General features: G+C 65.1%; 14 protein-coding genes. 9 read left to right on the forward strand and 5 right to left on the reverse strand.

All coding sequences use genetic code 11. The features are described from left to right. Positions 1-182: 182 nt before the first annotated feature. On the reverse strand, positions 183-785 hold the full coding sequence (locus ACQR1I_RS21050) for a septation protein A (RefSeq protein WP_434866454.1): 603 nt from the start codon (positions 783-785) through the stop codon (positions 183-185). Between the two features lie 79 nt (positions 786-864). Next, positions 865-1,812: a signal recognition particle-docking protein FtsY gene (gene ftsY, locus ACQR1I_RS21055; protein ID WP_434866455.1), complete on the reverse strand. Its 948-nt coding sequence runs from the start codon at positions 1,810-1,812 to the stop codon at positions 865-867. A gap of 59 nt (positions 1,813-1,871) precedes the next feature. Between ftsY and ACQR1I_RS21060 the strand changes: the two genes are divergently transcribed. The 6 genes from ACQR1I_RS21060 to ACQR1I_RS21085 all read left to right on the forward strand — a co-directional run bounded on the left by ACQR1I_RS21060 (position 1,872) and on the right by ACQR1I_RS21085 (position 8,694). Continuing rightward, positions 1,872-2,786, forward strand: coding sequence for a pseudouridine synthase (locus ACQR1I_RS21060; RefSeq protein ID WP_434866456.1), 915 nt, complete (start codon positions 1,872-1,874; stop codon positions 2,784-2,786). Between the two features lie 637 nt (positions 2,787-3,423). Further along, complete coding sequence (locus tag ACQR1I_RS21065; RefSeq protein ID WP_434888828.1) at positions 3,424-4,824, forward strand: ABC transporter substrate-binding protein; 1,401 nt, start codon at positions 3,424-3,426, stop codon at positions 4,822-4,824. 60 nt (positions 4,825-4,884) lie between these two features. Next, positions 4,885-5,811 carry a carbohydrate ABC transporter permease gene (locus ACQR1I_RS21070; protein ID WP_434888829.1) on the forward strand — a complete coding sequence of 309 codons (927 nt, stop codon included), beginning with the start codon at positions 4,885-4,887 and terminating at the stop codon, positions 5,809-5,811. After that, positions 5,808-6,647, forward strand: coding sequence for a carbohydrate ABC transporter permease (locus tag ACQR1I_RS21075; protein ID WP_434866459.1), 840 nt, complete (start codon positions 5,808-5,810; stop codon positions 6,645-6,647). The genes ACQR1I_RS21070 and ACQR1I_RS21075 overlap by 4 nt, the downstream gene beginning before the upstream one ends. Before the next feature lie 10 nt (positions 6,648-6,657). Further along, positions 6,658-7,761, forward strand: a complete 1,104-nt coding sequence (locus ACQR1I_RS21080) for an ABC transporter ATP-binding protein (RefSeq protein WP_434866460.1) — start codon at positions 6,658-6,660, stop codon at positions 7,759-7,761. Between the two features lie 42 nt (positions 7,762-7,803). After that, positions 7,804-8,694 carry an SMP-30/gluconolactonase/LRE family protein gene (locus tag ACQR1I_RS21085; RefSeq protein ID WP_434866461.1) on the forward strand — a complete coding sequence of 297 codons (891 nt, stop codon included), beginning with the start codon at positions 7,804-7,806 and terminating at the stop codon, positions 8,692-8,694. Between the two features lie 140 nt (positions 8,695-8,834). On the opposite strand, the gene mtaB is transcribed toward ACQR1I_RS21085, so the two are convergent. Further along, positions 8,835-10,157, reverse strand: coding sequence for a tRNA (N(6)-L-threonylcarbamoyladenosine(37)-C(2))-methylthiotransferase MtaB (gene mtaB / locus ACQR1I_RS21090; RefSeq protein ID WP_434866462.1), 1,323 nt, complete (start codon positions 10,155-10,157; stop codon positions 8,835-8,837). Further along, on the reverse strand, positions 10,154-11,023 hold the full coding sequence (gene dapF / locus ACQR1I_RS21095) for a diaminopimelate epimerase (protein ID WP_434866463.1): 870 nt from the start codon (positions 11,021-11,023) through the stop codon (positions 10,154-10,156). The genes mtaB and dapF overlap by 4 nt, the downstream gene beginning before the upstream one ends. A gap of 169 nt (positions 11,024-11,192) precedes the next feature. Between dapF and ACQR1I_RS21100 the strand changes: the two genes are divergently transcribed. Continuing rightward, positions 11,193-11,951: a GyrI-like domain-containing protein gene (locus ACQR1I_RS21100; protein ID WP_434866464.1), complete on the forward strand. Its 759-nt coding sequence runs from the start codon at positions 11,193-11,195 to the stop codon at positions 11,949-11,951. A gap of 8 nt (positions 11,952-11,959) precedes the next feature. Then, entirely contained in the window at positions 11,960-12,673 is a 714-nt protein-coding gene (locus tag ACQR1I_RS21105; RefSeq protein WP_434866465.1) for an SIMPL domain-containing protein, read from the forward strand. Positions 12,674-12,887: 214 nt separating this feature from the next. Here the strand turns inward: ACQR1I_RS21105 and ACQR1I_RS21110 are convergent, their stop codons facing one another. Continuing rightward, on the reverse strand, positions 12,888-13,880 hold the full coding sequence (locus ACQR1I_RS21110; RefSeq protein ID WP_434866466.1) for an MBL fold metallo-hydrolase: 993 nt from the start codon (positions 13,878-13,880) through the stop codon (positions 12,888-12,890). A gap of 351 nt (positions 13,881-14,231) precedes the next feature. Between ACQR1I_RS21110 and ffh the strand changes: the two genes are divergently transcribed. Beyond that, complete coding sequence (gene ffh / locus ACQR1I_RS21115; protein WP_434866467.1) at positions 14,232-15,779, forward strand: signal recognition particle protein; 1,548 nt, start codon at positions 14,232-14,234, stop codon at positions 15,777-15,779. Positions 15,780-15,799: the final 20 nt, after the last annotated feature.

The following is a 15,799-nucleotide window of genomic DNA, read 5'->3' on the forward strand; positions in this document are numbered from 1 at the left end:
CCCCTTTCCGCGTCGTCATTCCGGGGCGGCGCGAAGCGACGAGCCCGGAATCCATAACCACGAGCGGTCGCGTGGCGAAGACCAGTGCCACAGCCATCTCGCGTCACATGCTGTTTCGTGGCTATGGATTCCGGGCTCACGCCGCTGCGCGGCGTGCCCCGGAATGACGGCGTTCGGGGCAGCTACCCCTTGCTCACATCCCCTTCGGCCGCGTCGCTGGTTTCGAGCGAGGCCGGGTCGAGATGATAGCGCTTGATCAGCGGCATCTGGGCGATGGCGAAGATCATGGTCAGCGGCACCACGCCGAAGGCCTTGAAGCCGACCCAGAAGTCGGTGCTCTGGGTCCGCCAGATCACCTCGTTCAGCACCGCCATCGCGGCGAAGAACAGCGCCCAGCGGAAGGTGAGGATACGCCAGCCCGCGGGCGTCAGGTTGAACATCTGATCGAACATGATTGCGATGAAGGAGCGGTTGAACAGCAGCCCGCCGCCGAGCACGGCCGCGAACAGGCCGTAGATGATGGTCGGCTTGACCTTGATGAAGGTCTCGTCGTGAAGCACCAGGGTCAGCGTTCCGAACACGATGACGACCACGGCGGTGACCAGCGCCATCAACGGCACGTGCTTCGTCACGACGTAGGACGCGATCAGCGCCGCGATGATCGCGACCATGAAGGCGCCGGTCGCCGCGAACAGATTGAACTTGGCGTTGACGACGAAGAACACGATCAGCGGACCGAGTTCGGTCGCGAGCTTGAACAGCGGATGCGGCTGGGTCTTGTCCATTCCATGTCCTGTTGGCTGACGTCAGCGGCGACGCAGCTGGTCGTCTTCGATCACACCGCGCCGGAGCGGCGCGGCGGCGTCAATCCTCGATGCCGGCGATTGCGCGCGCGAAATCCTTGGCGGCGAACGGGGAGAGATCGTCGACGCCTTCGCCGACGCCGATGAAGTGCACCGGCAGCTTGAACTTCTCCGATAGCGCCACCAGGATGCCGCCGCGCGCGGTGCCGTCGAGCTTGGTCATCACCAGGCCGGTGACCCCTGCCGTACGATGAAACGCCTCGACCTGCGACAGCGCATTTTGTCCCACCGTGGCGTCGAGCACGAGCAGCACCGCATGCGGCGCCGAGGCGTCGACCTTGCGAATGACACGCACCACCTTCTCGAGCTCATTCATCAGCTCGGCCTTGTTCTGCAGCCGGCCGGCGGTGTCGATCAGCAGGATGTCGCGGCCCTGCTCCTTGGCCGCTGTGATGGCGGTGAAGGCGAGGCTCGCGGAGTCGGAGCCTTGCGCGCCCGCGATCACCGGCGCCCTGGTGCGCTCGCCCCACACCTTGAGCTGCTCGATGGCGGCGGCACGGAACGTGTCGCCTGCAGCCAGCATCACCTGCTTGCCTTCGGAAGCGAATTTCTGGGCGAGCTTGCCGATGGTGGTGGTCTTGCCGGAGCCGTTGACGCCGACGACGAGAACGACGAATGGCTTGTGACCAGGCTCGACGACCAGCGGCTTCGCCACCGGCGACAGCACCTTCTCGACCTCGGTCGCAACGACAGCCTTGACCTCGTCGGCGCTGATCGCCTTGTCGTAGCGGCCGTGGCCGACGGCCTCGGCAATCCGCGCGGCGACCTGGGTGCCGAGATCGGCGCGCAGCAGCACGTCCTCGATGTCGTCCAGCATCGCGCGGTCGAGCTTGCGCTTGGTGACGAGATCGGCCACGGCGGTGCCGAGCGCGCCGGAGGTGCGCTTCAGACCGGCCGACAACCGCCGCCACCATGACAGCTTGGGTGTTTCGGAGGTGGTATCGTTCATGGCGTGGTGTTAGCCCTTTCCTCCATCAAACGAAAGCTCACACCCGCGTTACGGTTTCCATGGACATTAACCAACCCACCGACGAGGAGATGCTCGCCCGCGTGCTCCACCGCGACGGGCTGATGCTGGTCATCGACAAGCCCGCCGGCATTCCCGTGCATAAGGGACCGAAGGGCGGACCGAACCTCGAAGCGTCGTTCGACGCCCTCCGCTTCGGCCTGCCGCGCCCGCCGGTGCTGGCGCATCGGCTGGACAAGGAAACCTCCGGCTGCCTGGTGCTCGGCCGCCATCGCAAGGCAACGGCGTCACTCGGGCTTTTGTTCAAGCACGGCAAGATTTCGAAGACCTATTGGGCCGTCGTCGAAGGCGGGCCCGATGCGGACGAAGGCGTCATCGAGTTGCCGCTCGGCAAGCTCAACGCCGAACGCGGCTGGTGGCAGAAGCCCGACCCGCAGGGCCAGCCGGCCGTGACGAAATGGCGCGTGCTGGGCAGGTCGTATTCGACAAGCACCCCATCCGCTAGCGCGCCTCTCGCTTCGGGCACCGACTCCCCTCCCCCTTGCGGGGAGGGGTCGGGGGTGGGGGTCCCCACGGGCAGTCTCGCCCGGAGCCACCCCCCACCCCAACCCTCCCCCGCAAGGGGGGAGGGAGCGCAGCACCCGAACGGCGAGCTCTTGGCTCACACCACGAGCCCGTCGACACCAATGGCCAGCCCGCGCCTCACCTGGCTCGCCATGGAGCCGGTCACCGGCCGCACCCACCAATTGCGCGTGCACTCCGCCGCATCCGGCTGGCCGATCGTCGGCGACAACATCTACGGCAACGGGCCGCGCTTCGGTGAACCGCGGCTGCACCTCCACGCGCGCGAGATTTCGATCCCGCTATCGAAGAACAAGCCGCCTGTGCAGGTGGTGGCGCCGGCGCCGCTACACATGCACGAGCGGCTGCGGTTGTGCGGTTGGAAGGGAGAGTAAGTCTCGCTCGAGCCAGACGTCCGCCGCACTGCAGGCGTCTGCAAGCTGCACAGCGACGAACGACGAACGTCCGTGCAACTCTGAGCCGCGGGTGACGCCTCGACAGTCCCAGCATTCTCGGCCATGGAGCAAGTTGGGCTCACTTCAGTGCGTTGCACAGATATGCCCCAAAGCGTGATCCGCTGGTTTGCCCCGCAGCGCGGCAACAGGATGCAGCGCACAGGCGACGCCGGCGCGAGCGACCTGCTTTGCCGCTCCACTCAGATGAATCTGATTCATCAGTGAATGCAATTTTCTCGTTTGTACGTGCGTTCGGCCGCATCGCAGACTTGGCGTGAAAATCAACGCGCTCAAGCGTGATGAGGGAGGACGCCGGCTTTCGCGAGGCCAACATCGCGCGCAATCCGCGTTGCGGACGCAGGGCCCGCATGCGCGCTCCTCGCATGACATCCGATCATGATGACTCTGCTCGATCGACCGCACGTGCACGGCGGCTCGTAGCCGTCGAAAACTGCCACTCTGCCAGAGACCCTAACATAACAAGAAGCGCTCCTCAGCCAACTCGAGGCCAGCGGACGCTCAAGAAGAGGAGGAAGACGGGATGAGACTTAGTAGATTTCTAGGTGCAGCGGCAGTCTTGGCGCTGACGTCCGCCTCGGCGCTGGCCGCAGACAAGGATGCAGCCGACGCCGCTGTCGAAGCCGCGAAGAAGTACGCGGGCACGACGATCAGCATCGTCTGGGAGGCCGGCCTCCAATCGCTCGACCCGTTGAACTATTCCGGTCCGAAATGGGAGAAGCTCACCGGCATCAAGGTGAAGGTGGTCGAGGTTCCGACCGACCAGATGTTCACCAAGATCATGCAGGACTTCAGATCCGGCGCCGGCGCCTATGACGCGCTGAACGTCATTCCATCCTGGATGCCGGACCTTGCGCGCGCCGGTGCGCTCGAAAACCTCGACAAGTATGTCGACAAATACGGCTATCGCGACGAGCTGCAGGACATTGCCGCCGCCTATCGCGACAACCAGATGCAATATGACGGGAAGATCTACGGCTTCCCGGACGACGGCGACGTGATGCTCCTCTACTACCGCAAGGACATCTTCGAGGATCCGAAGATGAAGGAGGAGTTCAAGGCCAAGTTCGGCTACGAGCTGGCGCCGCCGAAGGACTGGAAGCAGTTCGACGAGATCGGCCAGTTCATCACCGACAAGATGGCCCCCAAGGTCTACGGCGCCGGCTTCTTCCGGACTGCGCCCTATCCGCAGTACATGTTCCAGGAACGTTTCCGCATGGAGGGCGGCAAGTTCTTCAATGCGGATACGATGAAGTCGACGGTGAACAGCGACGTCGGCCTCAAAGTGTTCAAGCAGATGGTCGCCGAAAACAAGTTCATGCCGCCGGGCGTCGAGCAGTGGAACTTCGTCGACAATCTGGCCGCGTTCCTCCAGGGCACCACCGCGATGACGATCTCCTGGCCTCCCTATGGACGCTGGGCCGCGGGATACGGCTCCGGCGAAGAGGCCCTGAAGTGGGTGCCCAAGTCGCAAGTGGCCGGCAAGGTCGGTTATGCGCTCAACCCGCTCGGCCGGCCGGAGCTCGGCGTCGGATTCGATCTGGCCGTCTCCTCCACGAGCAAGAACAAGGAAGCCGCCTATCTCTTCATTCAGTGGCTCAACAGCAAGAAGACCAGCCTCGAGCGTGTCCAGCTGCCCTATACGCTGCGCGACCCGTTCCGCCTGTCGCACTACGCGAGCGAGAAGTATCGGTCGCTGTGGCCCGATGCTCCGTCCTATCTCGACACGGTCAAGACGTCCGGCGAGAAGGGCCTGCTCGACCTGTCGCTCCTGCAGCAGGACAAGTATGACGAGGCCATGACCAAGGCGATCTCGAGCCTCTGGGCCGGAGAGGACGCCAAGGCCATTCTCGACCGCCTGGCACAGCAGTTCGACGCCATCACCGAGAAGGTCGGCGTCGATAACCAGAAGGCCGTCTACAAGGTCTGGGCGTCAAAGCCCGGCGCCTACCCGCAATAGCCGTCCCTGGCCGCCGCACGGAAGGAGACCCCTTCCGTGCGGTCCTGCTTGCTGGAATTCATGATGACGCTTTCCGGAATATCCAACGGGACCGAGCAGCCTCGCCCCGGTCGCCTCGGGCGCCTGCTCGAGGACCGCCTGCCCTATCTCATCGTCGCGCCCGCAATTTTCATACTCTTGCTCGTTGGACTTTTTCCGCTGATCTATTCGCTCGTCGTGAGCTTTCAGCGTATCACAATGTCCGACAATGATACGTCCTTTGCCGGTCTGCTGAACTACGCAGAGCTGTTCCGCGACGCCCGCCTCTGGGCATCGCTTGGCCATACGGCGCTCATCACGGCCGTCGCGCTGCCGCTGGAGCTCCTGATCGGCTTCCTCATGGCGCAGCTGTTCATCGACCGCATTCCGGGACGACAGCTCTTCGTTGCGCTGCTGGTGCTGCCGACGGTGATCTCTCCGATCGTTGCCGGCGCGACGTGGCGGCTGATGTTCGACGTCCGCTTCGGTCCGATCGGGCAGATCCTCAGCTTCTTTGCCGGAGAGCCAGTCAGGATCCTGTGGACCGTCAACCCTGCTTACGTCTATCCGGCGATCATCATCTGCGAAGTCTGGCAGTGGTCTCCGTTCATGTTCCTGCTGCTGCTCGCCGCCCTCTCGAATGTCGATCAGTCGCAGCTCGAGGCTGCGGAGATCGACGGAGCGTCATATCTGCGCGTGCTTCGGGCGATCATCCTGCCGGCGATCGCGCCCGTGGTCGCCGTTGCCTGCCTGATCCGCGGGCTCGATCTGGTTCGCATCTTCGACATCATCTGGGCGCTCACGGAAGGTGGCCCGGGCTCCATGACCGAGACAATCTCGCTCTACACCTATGTGCAGGGTTTCACGCAATTCGAGACCAGCTATACCGCGGCGATCTCCTTTCTCGTGATCGGCCTGCTGACGGTCATCACCACTCTGGTCCTCAAGCGCATGGAGCTGACGCGGTGAGCGGCCGAAAGCTGTCGACGAGAAAAACCCGCATCCTGGCGCTTCGCTACCTCGGCGCCGTCATCGTGACCGTGCTGTTCCTGTTTCCCGTCTACTGGCTGTTCATGATTTCGTTCAAGACGCCGGACGAAATCTATCACGTGCCGCCGGTGTGGTTTCCGGCACAGATCCAGTTCTCGAACTACTACGTCCTGTTCAAGGACGGCGACGTCGCTGCCATCCTGAACAGCCTGATCGTGGCGGGCGCCAGCTCCGGCGCCGCAATCGTTCTCGGCACGCTCTGCGCCTACAGCCTTGCCCGGTTCGGCACCGGTGGCGAGAACCTTGCGATGTGGATCATCTCCCAGCGCATGATCCCGCCGATCGCGGTCGTCTTCCCGATCTTCCTGCTCTACGTCCATCTGGGCATGGTCGACAGCTTCTTCGGGCTGATCCTGCTCTACACGGCCTTCAACCTCCCCTATGTCATCTGGATGATGCGGGGCTACATCGTGGACGTCCCGCTCGAGCTCGAGGAGAGCGCGCTGGTCGATGGCCTCACGCGATGGGAGGTGATCTGGAAGGTCGTCTTCCCGATGGTTCGTTCAGGCCTCGTGGCCACGTCCGTGTTCACCTTCGTATTCGCCTGGAACGACTTCCTGTTTGCGCTCGTGCTGACGCGCACGGAGGTCATCACCTTTCCGGTGCAGCTGACCCACTACTTTGGCGGGCAGTCGAATTTCTGGGGCAAGATCGCGGCGATGTCCGTGCTGGGGACCTTGCCGATATTCGTCGCGGTTTCGGCGATGCAGCGCTATCTCGTGCGCGGCATCTCCTTGGGAGCAATCAAGGGTTAGGGAGAGCTGTGTGGCGGACGTGAAGCTATCCGGCGTGCACAAATATTACGGCAACGTGCACGCGGTACGAGGGCTCGATCTGACCATTGCGGATGGCGAGTTCGCCGTTCTGGTGGGACCATCGGGCTGCGGCAAGAGCACGCTCCTGCGCACGATCGCCGGCCTCGAGGATCCGGACGACGGAACGATCATGATCGGCGGCGCCGTGGTCAACGATTTGCGCCCGCGCGAGCGCAACATCGCCATGGTGTTCCAGAACTACGCGCTCTATCCGTATCTGACCGTCAACGAGAACATCGCCTTCGGCCTGCGCGCGCGGAAGACCCCCGAGATCGAAGTCAGAAAGCGGGTCAACGAGGCGGCCGAGATGCTCGGCATCGGCAATCTTCTCGGCCGTTACCCGCGGCAGCTCTCCGGCGGACAACGCCAGCGCGTCGCGATCGGGCGCGCCATCGTTCGCAAGGCAAGCCTGTTCCTGTTCGACGAACCGCTCTCCAATCTCGACGCGCAATTGCGCGACGAGATGCGCACCGAGATCAAGCGTCTGCATCAGGAAATCACGACCACGATGATCTACGTGACGCACGATCAGGTCGAGGCGATGACGCTCGCGGACCGGATCGTTCTGCTGCGCGATGGGCAGATCGAACAGCAGGGCGCCCCGCTCGAGCTGTTCGAACAACCGCGCACCAGCTTCGTGGCGCGCTTTCTCGGCTCACCGTCCATCAACCTCATACCGGCGACGCTCCGAGTCGAGGGCAACGACGTCACGGTCGTGTTTCAGTCGGGAGAGTCTCTGCCGCTCCCTCCCGCGAAGGTCACGTCGCTTCGCTCGGCAAATGGGCAGCAGGTACTCGCCGGCATCCGGCCGCAGCATTTCGGCCGGGCCACCGGCGCTCCGTTTCGCGATGGTGTGGTCCGCTATTCCACGGTCACCGACCTGATTCAGCCCACGGGCACCCGCACCTTCACCACCATCAAGGTCGGCGGCGTAGACGCGGTGGCCGAACTGCAAGCACATGACGTTGGACGGCACGGCGAGCAGATCGAGCTCACGATCGACCTCAACCGCCTCGTCCTGATCGACCCGGCGAGCGGCCTGGTCATCGCGTAGAAGGTGGACGGCCTGAGCGACACGGAGAGCAGGGAGGAAACAATGGCGGCGAGACATTTTGCGACGGGGATCGGGGCACCGGAAGGTCCGGTCTGCCTGCCAGACGGATCGATGTATGTCACCGAGATGTCGGCATCGACGCTGTGTGTCACGCGGATCGACACCGGCGGCCATCGCCGGGTGATCCGGACCACCAGCGGGCGTCCGAACGGATTGACGACCGATGGCCATGGCAGGATTTGGATTGCCGAAGCCGGCCTGCAGGCGCTGATCTGCATCGACGCGGACGGAAACGAGATCCGGCGCATGCATGGCGAAGGTGCGGATCGATTCCTGTTTCCGAACGACCTCTGCTTCGGTCCCAATGGACTGCTCTACATGACCGACTCGGGCATGGCCGCGAAGGACTTCATTAATGGCCAGGCCTTCGTCGACGGCTATATGGACCTGGATTGGGATGGTCGCGTCTATGAGATCGATCCATCGGCAATGAAGGTGCTGCGCGTGATCGATCGCAAGATCCGCTTCACCAACGGCATCGCCTTCGGCCCCGACGATCGGCTGTACGCCAACGCCTCCTTCACCGGCGAGATCTATCAATACGACGTCCTCGGCCAGACGGCGCCAGAGCGCGTCGTCTTCGGAAATGTGCTGCAACCCGATTCGAATCCCGATTTCAAAGGTCCGGATGGGATGGCGTTCGGCACGGACGGGCGGCTCTATTGCACGGTCTACAATCAGAAGAACGTCACGGTGCTCGACAAGCAGGGTCGTGTGGCCGAACGGCTGATGCTGGACGGCCCGCAGCCGACGAATTGCGCCTTCACCCTGGCAGGCAAGAAGCTGCGCGTGACCGAGGTCGGCAAGGGGCAGGTCGAAGAACTCGATGTGCCCTGCGATGGCCTGCCGCTGCACCTGCCGAAATTTGCCTGACGGCTTCGCGGGCGGCAGTGCAGGTGGTGGAGCCGGCGCCAATGCGCCTGCAGGCGGTTGCGGCGGCGCGGATGGAACGTGGAGATGAAGCCTATCTCCCTCCACACGTCATGGCCGGGCTTGTCCCGGCCATCCACGTCTTACTTCGTGGAAACAGCGTGGATGCCCGGGTCAAGCCCGGGCATGACGGAGTCCTTGACTAACAGCTTCGACCCATCATTCCCCGCGATCGTGAGCCGCTGAACAGTGCCGGGCTCAGCACCGCTGACGGCCACCGGCAGATAGTGCTCCGTCCGCCCCTGTGTCGCGCTCTCGATCAGCACCTGGCGCTCACAGCCGATCTCCCGATCTAACCGCCGCCGTAACGCAGCCTCTCCCGCCGCCCGCAGCCGTCGCGCGCGCTCGCGAATAACGCTGCCTTCCACCTGCGGCATGCGCGCGGCCGGCGTGCCCGGGCGGGGTGAATAGGGAAACACGTGCAGGAAGGTCAGGCCGCATTCCTCGACGAGATCGAGCGAGCGGGCAAACATCTCCTCGGTCTCGGTCGGAAAGCCCGCGATCAGATCGGCGCCCAGCGCGATGTCCGGCCGCAATCGCCGCACCTGCTCGCAGAACGCGATCGCGTCGGCGCGCGAATGCCGCCGCTTCATGCGCTTGAGGATCAGGTCATCGCCGGCTTGCAGCGACAGATGCAGATGCGGCATCAGCCTCGCATCGTCGGCGAGCGCATCGAGCAGGTCGGCATCGGCCTCGATCGAGTCGATCGAGGAGATGCGCAGCCGCTGCAGCTCCGGCACATGCCGCAGGATCTGCTTCACCAGCCGGCCGAGCTTCGGCGCGCCCGGCAGGTCGGTGCCGTAGCTCGTGAGATCGACTCCGGTCAGCACGATCTCGGCATGGCCGCGCGCAGCGAGCGTCCGCACCTGATCGACGACGGCGCCCATCGGCACCGAGCGTGAATTGCCGCGGCCGAACGGAATGATGCAGAAGGTGCAGCGGTGATCGCAGCCGTTCTGCACCTGCACGAAGACGCGCGGCAGGCCGTGCTGGAAACCGTCGACGAGATGCGGCGCCATCGCCTTGACGGCCATGATGTCGGAGACCGCCACCTTCTCCGACGCATCGATGCCGAAGCGCGGCACTGCCAGCGCCTGCGCCGTCGTACGCCACGCCTCCGGCTGCAACTTGTCATCATTGCCGATGACGCGGTCGACCTCTGGCATGGCGGCGAACATGCCGGCCTGCGTCTGCGCCGCGCAGCCGGTGACGACGATGCGCACGTCCGGCCGCTCGCGCTTCAGCTTGCGGATCGACTGCCGCGCCTGCGCCACGGCCTCGTTGGTGACGGCGCAGCTGTTGATGACGATGGTGTCGTCCGCGCCCGCCGCCTCGGCGTGGCGCGCGATCAGTTCGGATTCGAACGCGTTGAGCCGGCAGCCGAAGGTGACGACGTCGACGCTCATGCGACGCTGGCGAACAGCTCTGGCGCGAACCGCCCCTCGAACTCGAAGGTCGCCGTGCCCGTCATCAGCACGTGATCGTCGCGCTCGCGCCATTCGATGGTCAGCTCGCCGCCGGGCAAGGTCATGTGGACGAGACGGTTGGCACGCTTCAGCCGGGCGGCAGCGACAGCCGTGGCGCAGGCGGCCGAGCCGCAGGCCCTGGTCAGCCCCGCGCCGCGCTCCCAGGTGCGCATCGTGATGTGGTCGCGATCGACGATCTGGGCGAGCGTGATGTTGGCGCGCTCCGGAAAGATCGGGTGATTTTCGAGCAGCGGTCCGAAGCGTTCGAGGTCATAGGAATTGACGTCGTTGTCGACCCAGAACACCGCGTGCGGATTGCCCATGCTGACGACCGACGGCGAATGCAGGATCGGCGCGTCGATCGGGCCGATCTGCAGCTCGATGTAGCGGGTGTCGCGGAACTCCTCCGCCAGCGGAATGTCCTGCCAGCCGAACTTCGGCGCGCCCATGTCGACCGTATAGAGGTCCGGCGCCGGCCCCTGCCAGCAGTTGAGCAGGCCGGCCCGCGTCTCGAACGTGGCGCTCGCCTGCCCGGTCTTCTCGAACACCTGGCGAACCACGCAGCGCATGCCGTTGCCGCAGGCGCCCGACTCCGAACCGTCATTGTTGTAGATGCGGATGAACGCCTCGGTGCCGCCGAGCCGCGGCGGCTGCAGCACCATCAGCTGGTCGTAGGGAACACGCGATGCAACCGCGCGCGCCTCGTCGGGCGTGACGACATGCTTCACGTCGCGCAGGTCCAGCACGACAATCTCGTTGCCGATGCCGTTCATTTTGGCGAAGCTGTGGTTGGCGAGCGCGCTCATCAAAATATCCAAATTGTGTCCGCTTTATATGGCCATGGGCGTGGCCTTGACCAGTCCGCAGCGGGACATGACGCATCTGTCATGGGACGCCACGCCGCCGGGCATGTTAGGACCGGACATTCGCCGGCACGAACCGGGCAAACCAGCACGGCCACTGGAGAATAGTCGAATGAATCTCAGCACTTTCCGCCTCGTTCTGGCCGTGAGCTCGGTCGCGCTGGCGCTGGGCGGTCCGATCGCCCGGGCGCAGGCGCCGTCGGCCTCGCCGGCTCCGGCGGTTTCAGCCTCGCCCGCCCCGGTCCCGAGCGCCATCCCGGCGCCGGCCGCCTCGCCCGCGCCGGCGGCATCCGCCGCCAGCCCGGCGCCCAGCGGCAGTCCGACGCCGGCTGCCAGTGCGAGCCCATCGCCCTCGTCATCGCCGAGCGCGGCCCAGGCTCCGGCGGCCACGACGCCGCCTGCCCAGACGGCTGACGCCTTTGGCGACGAGATCAAGCTCGAGGCCAAGAAGGTCGTGCTCGTCAAGGGCACCGCGAATTGGGACAACGCCTTCGACACGCTGATCGACTCGTTCAAGGCGCTGGCGACCACCTTGGACAAGCAGGGCGTCAAGCCCGCCGGCAACGGCATGATCGTCTACACCTCGACCGACGATAACGGCTTCACCTTCTTCGCCGAGATTCCGATCGAGCAGGAGCCGAAGACGCTCGGCAAGGGCATGAGCATCGGCCAGTCGCCCGAGGGCAAGGCGCTGAAGTTCGTCCATCGCGGCTCCTACGACAACATGGACAATACCTACGAGGCGATCACCAACCATCTCGACGAGCGCCGGCTGGAGGCCAAGGACACCTTCATCGAGGAGTACCTGACCGATCCGTTGAAGACCGCCGAGGACAAGCTCGTCATCAACGTCTACGTACCACTGAAGTAGTGAGACCCATGGTCATCAGATCGATCTTGTTAGCCGCCATCGCGGCGTCGGCCGCCGTGCCGGCGCTCGCTGACGACATCGCCCGGCAGGACACGCCCGCGATCACGGTCAGCGGCGAAGGCAGCGTGCAGGCCCCGCCGGACCTGGCGCAGATCGATGCCGGCGTGGCGTCGGATGCCAAGACCGCGCGCGAGGCCGGAGAAGCCAACAACGGCGCGATGGCCAAGGTGCTGCAGGCGCTGAAGACGGCCGGGATCGCCGACAAGGATGTCCAGACCTCGCGCCTGTCGCTGCAGCCGCAATACCAGCCGAACCGGCCGGGCCAGGCGAGCGTCACCGGCTATCGCGCCAGCAATCGCGTCACCATCAAGGTCCACGACGTCGCCAAGGTGGCGAACGTGATCGACACCGTGGTAGGCGCCGGTGCCAATGATGTCGGCAACGTCTTCTTCAGCGTCGCCGAGCCGTCGAAGCTGCTCGACCAGGCGCGCGAGAAGGCGGTGGCCGATGCGAGGCGGAAAGCGGAGATCTACGCCAAGGCCGCCGGCGTCACACTCGGCCAGCCACTCAACATCGCCGAGGACGGCGCGCCGACGCCGGTGTTCCGCGCCAAGACCTTTGCGGCACCGATGGCCGCCGGAGCGCCGACACCCGTAGCACAGGGCGAGGAGACGCTGTCGATCACGGTCAGCGTGACCTGGGCGATCAAGCCGGCGCAGTAAGGCTCACTTGTTTGAGCTCGGCGCATTCGCAAGCGGATATGAGCCGACAGCGCGACTACAAACTCAGTGTCGTCCCGGCCTTGAGCCGGGCCCCATACTCCGCAGCCGATGTTGTTGCGCGAGATGGAGCTGCCAGCCTTCGCAAAACTGTATCCGGTGGTTATGGGTCCCGGCTCAAGGCCGGGACGATACCGTTGTTGTTGCGGCAGCCTGCTTAAATCTCCACCACCTGACCCGGCTTCAACACACCGAACCGCTCACGCGGGATGCCGGCGGAATCCAGCGCGGCGTGCAGCGCGTGCACCGGCGCATCGATCGCCTCGTCCGTCAGTTGGAACGTGCCGTGGTGATGGGCCAGCGCAGTCTCGGCGCCGCAATCCTGTAGCGCCTGCACGGCATCCTCGGGATTCATGTGCTGGTCGCGCATGAACCAGCGCGGCTCGTAGGCGCCGATCGGCAGGATCGCCAAGCGCAGCGGCGCGTGCAACTCGGCGACGCGGCGGAAATGCTTGCCCGTGCCGTAGCCGGAATCGCACACGATGTAGACCTTGCCGCGCGGCGTCTCCAGCACGAAGCTCGCCCACAGCGCCTTGTTGCGGTCGAAGATGCCGCGCGCGGTCCAGTGCCGCGTCGGCACCAGCGTCACCGCGACCTCGTCGTTCAAAACCACGCGATCGTGCCAGTCGTAGGCCTCGGCGCGGATCTTGGCGTCGGCGTCGGTCATCGTGAGGTCGTTGCCGAGCGGCGTCACCACGCGCGGTGAAAAACGCGCGGTCAGCTTCGACAGCGTGCGGATGTCCAGATGGTCGTAATGCCCGTGGGAGACCAGCACGACGTCGATATGCGGCAGGGCTTCGAAGGCGATACCGGGATCGTTATGGCGGCGCGGTCCGGCGAACGAAAACGGCGACACCCGCTCCGACCAGACGGGGTCGATCAGGATGTTGAGGCCGCCAGTCTGGACCAGCCAGCTGGCATGGCCGATGAACGACAGCCGCACCGTCTCGCCGTCGATCCGGTGCGGCGGCGCATCCGCATGCGGGCTCGGCGCCCAGGACGGCCATTTCGCACGCTTGCCGTTGCGGTCGAACTGCCAGCGCAGCACCTGGGAGAGGGATTTGGGCGGAGCGCCGTCGGGATCGTAGAAACGCTTGCCGTCGAAATGGTCGGTGACGGGGCCGGAATAGGTCCTGGAGCGGCGCAGCAAGGTCGTCCTCGCGAAGGGAAAGCTGACACGGGAAAGCTGAACTGGCGCAAGAGGTAAGCCGCCCCATGGGGGCCGGCAACGGGACGCCGGCAAGCAAGTTTCCTTGACTTTTCCGGCCGCGGAGGGTTTAACCCGGCCGAATTTCGGAAAGTTTGGTCTTTTCGAGCCACCGCCCGGCCCTGGAGGCCGGAGGTCACCGCCCGACAGCGCTGTGCGCCCTCGGGCGCAAACGTGTTTGGACTGATGGTTTCGGCAGGTCAGCCGAGGTCTATATGGTCGTCATGGGCCGCAGCGAGCGGCGATGACGGGCGGCAATGAAGCGAGCGCCCGACAAGGGCAAAGGATACGGCATTGTTCGACAATCTGTCGGAAAGGCTTGGCGGCATTCTCGATCGGCTGACGGGGCGTGGTTCGCTCTCGGAAGCCGATGTCGACGCCGCGATGCGCGAGGTCCGCCGGGCGCTGCTCGAGGCCGACGTCGCGCTGGAGGTTGTCCGCAGCTTCACCGAGCGCGTGCGCGAGCAGGCGATCGGTGCCACCGTCGTCAAGTCGGTCACTCCCGGCCAGATGGTCGTCAAGATCGTCCATGACGAGTTGGTCAAGACGCTCGGCGACGACGGCCAGACTATCGACCTCAACGCCGTGCCGCCGGTGCCGATCATGATGGTCGGCCTGCAGGGCTCGGGCAAGACGACCACCACCGCCAAGCTCGCCCGCCGCATGGTCCAGCGCGACAAGCGCAAGGTGCTGATGGCCTCGCTCGACGTCTACCGTCCGGCCGCCATGGAGCAGCTCGCGGTGCTCGGCCGCGACCTGGACATCCCGACGCTGCCGATCGTCGCCGGCCAGATGCCGCCGCAGATCGCGCGCCGCGCCATCGAGGCCGCCAAGCTCGGCGGCTACGACGTGGTGCTGCTCGACACCGCCGGCCGCACCACGCTCGACGAGGACATGATGAAGGAGGCCGCCGAGATCAAGGCGGTCGCCAACCCGCACGAGGTGCTGCTGGTCGCGGACTCCCTGACCGGCCAGGACGCCGTCAATCTCGCCCGCTCGTTCGACCAGCGCGTCGGCCTTACCGGCATTGCGCTGACCCGGATCGACGGCGACGGCCGCGGCGGTGCCGCGCTGTCGATGCGCGCGGTTACCGGCAAGCCGATCAAGCTGCTCGGCACCGGCGAAAAAACCGACGCGCTCGAGGACTTCTATCCGTCGCGCATCGCCGGCCGCATCCTCGGCATGGGCGACATCGTCTCGCTGGTCGAGAAGGCTGCGGCGAACATCGACGCCGAGAAGGCCGCGCGCGCCGCCGAGAAGATGCGCAAGGGTCAGTTCGACCTCAACGACATGCGCGAGCAGCTGCTGCAGATGTCGCAGATGGGCGGCATCAGCGGCCTGATGGGCATGATGCCCGGCATCTCCAAGATGAAGAACCAGATCGCGGCCGCGGGGATCGACGACAAGATCCTCAAGCGCCAGGTCGCGATCATCGATTCGATGACGCGCGACGAGCGCAAGCATCCCGATCTGCTCAAGGCCAGCCGCAAGAAGCGCATTGCCGCCGGCTCCGGCCAGAGCGTCGAGCACGTCAACAAGCTGCTCAAGATGCACCGGAACATGGCCGACGTGATGAAGGCCATGGGCTCCGGCAAGCGCGGCCCGCTCGCCGGCATCGCCCAGGCGATGGGCTTTGGCGGCGGTGGCGGCATGCCCTCGCCGGACCAGCTCAAGGCGCTCGCCGAGAAGATGCCGGGCGGCATGCCCGGCGGCCTGCCGAATTTGCCGAAGGATCTTCCCGCCGGCCTGCGTGGTGGCCTGCCCAATCTGCCGGGACTTACCGGTCTGAGCGGCAAGCCGACGCTGCCGGGCCTTGGGCTGCCTCCGGGGAAGAAGAAATAATGAGGATGATCCGCTCCTCT

It is taken from the genome of Bradyrhizobium sp. HKCCYLS2038, from assembly GCF_051167655.1.
Lineage (GTDB): Bacteria > Pseudomonadota > Alphaproteobacteria > Rhizobiales > Xanthobacteraceae > Bradyrhizobium.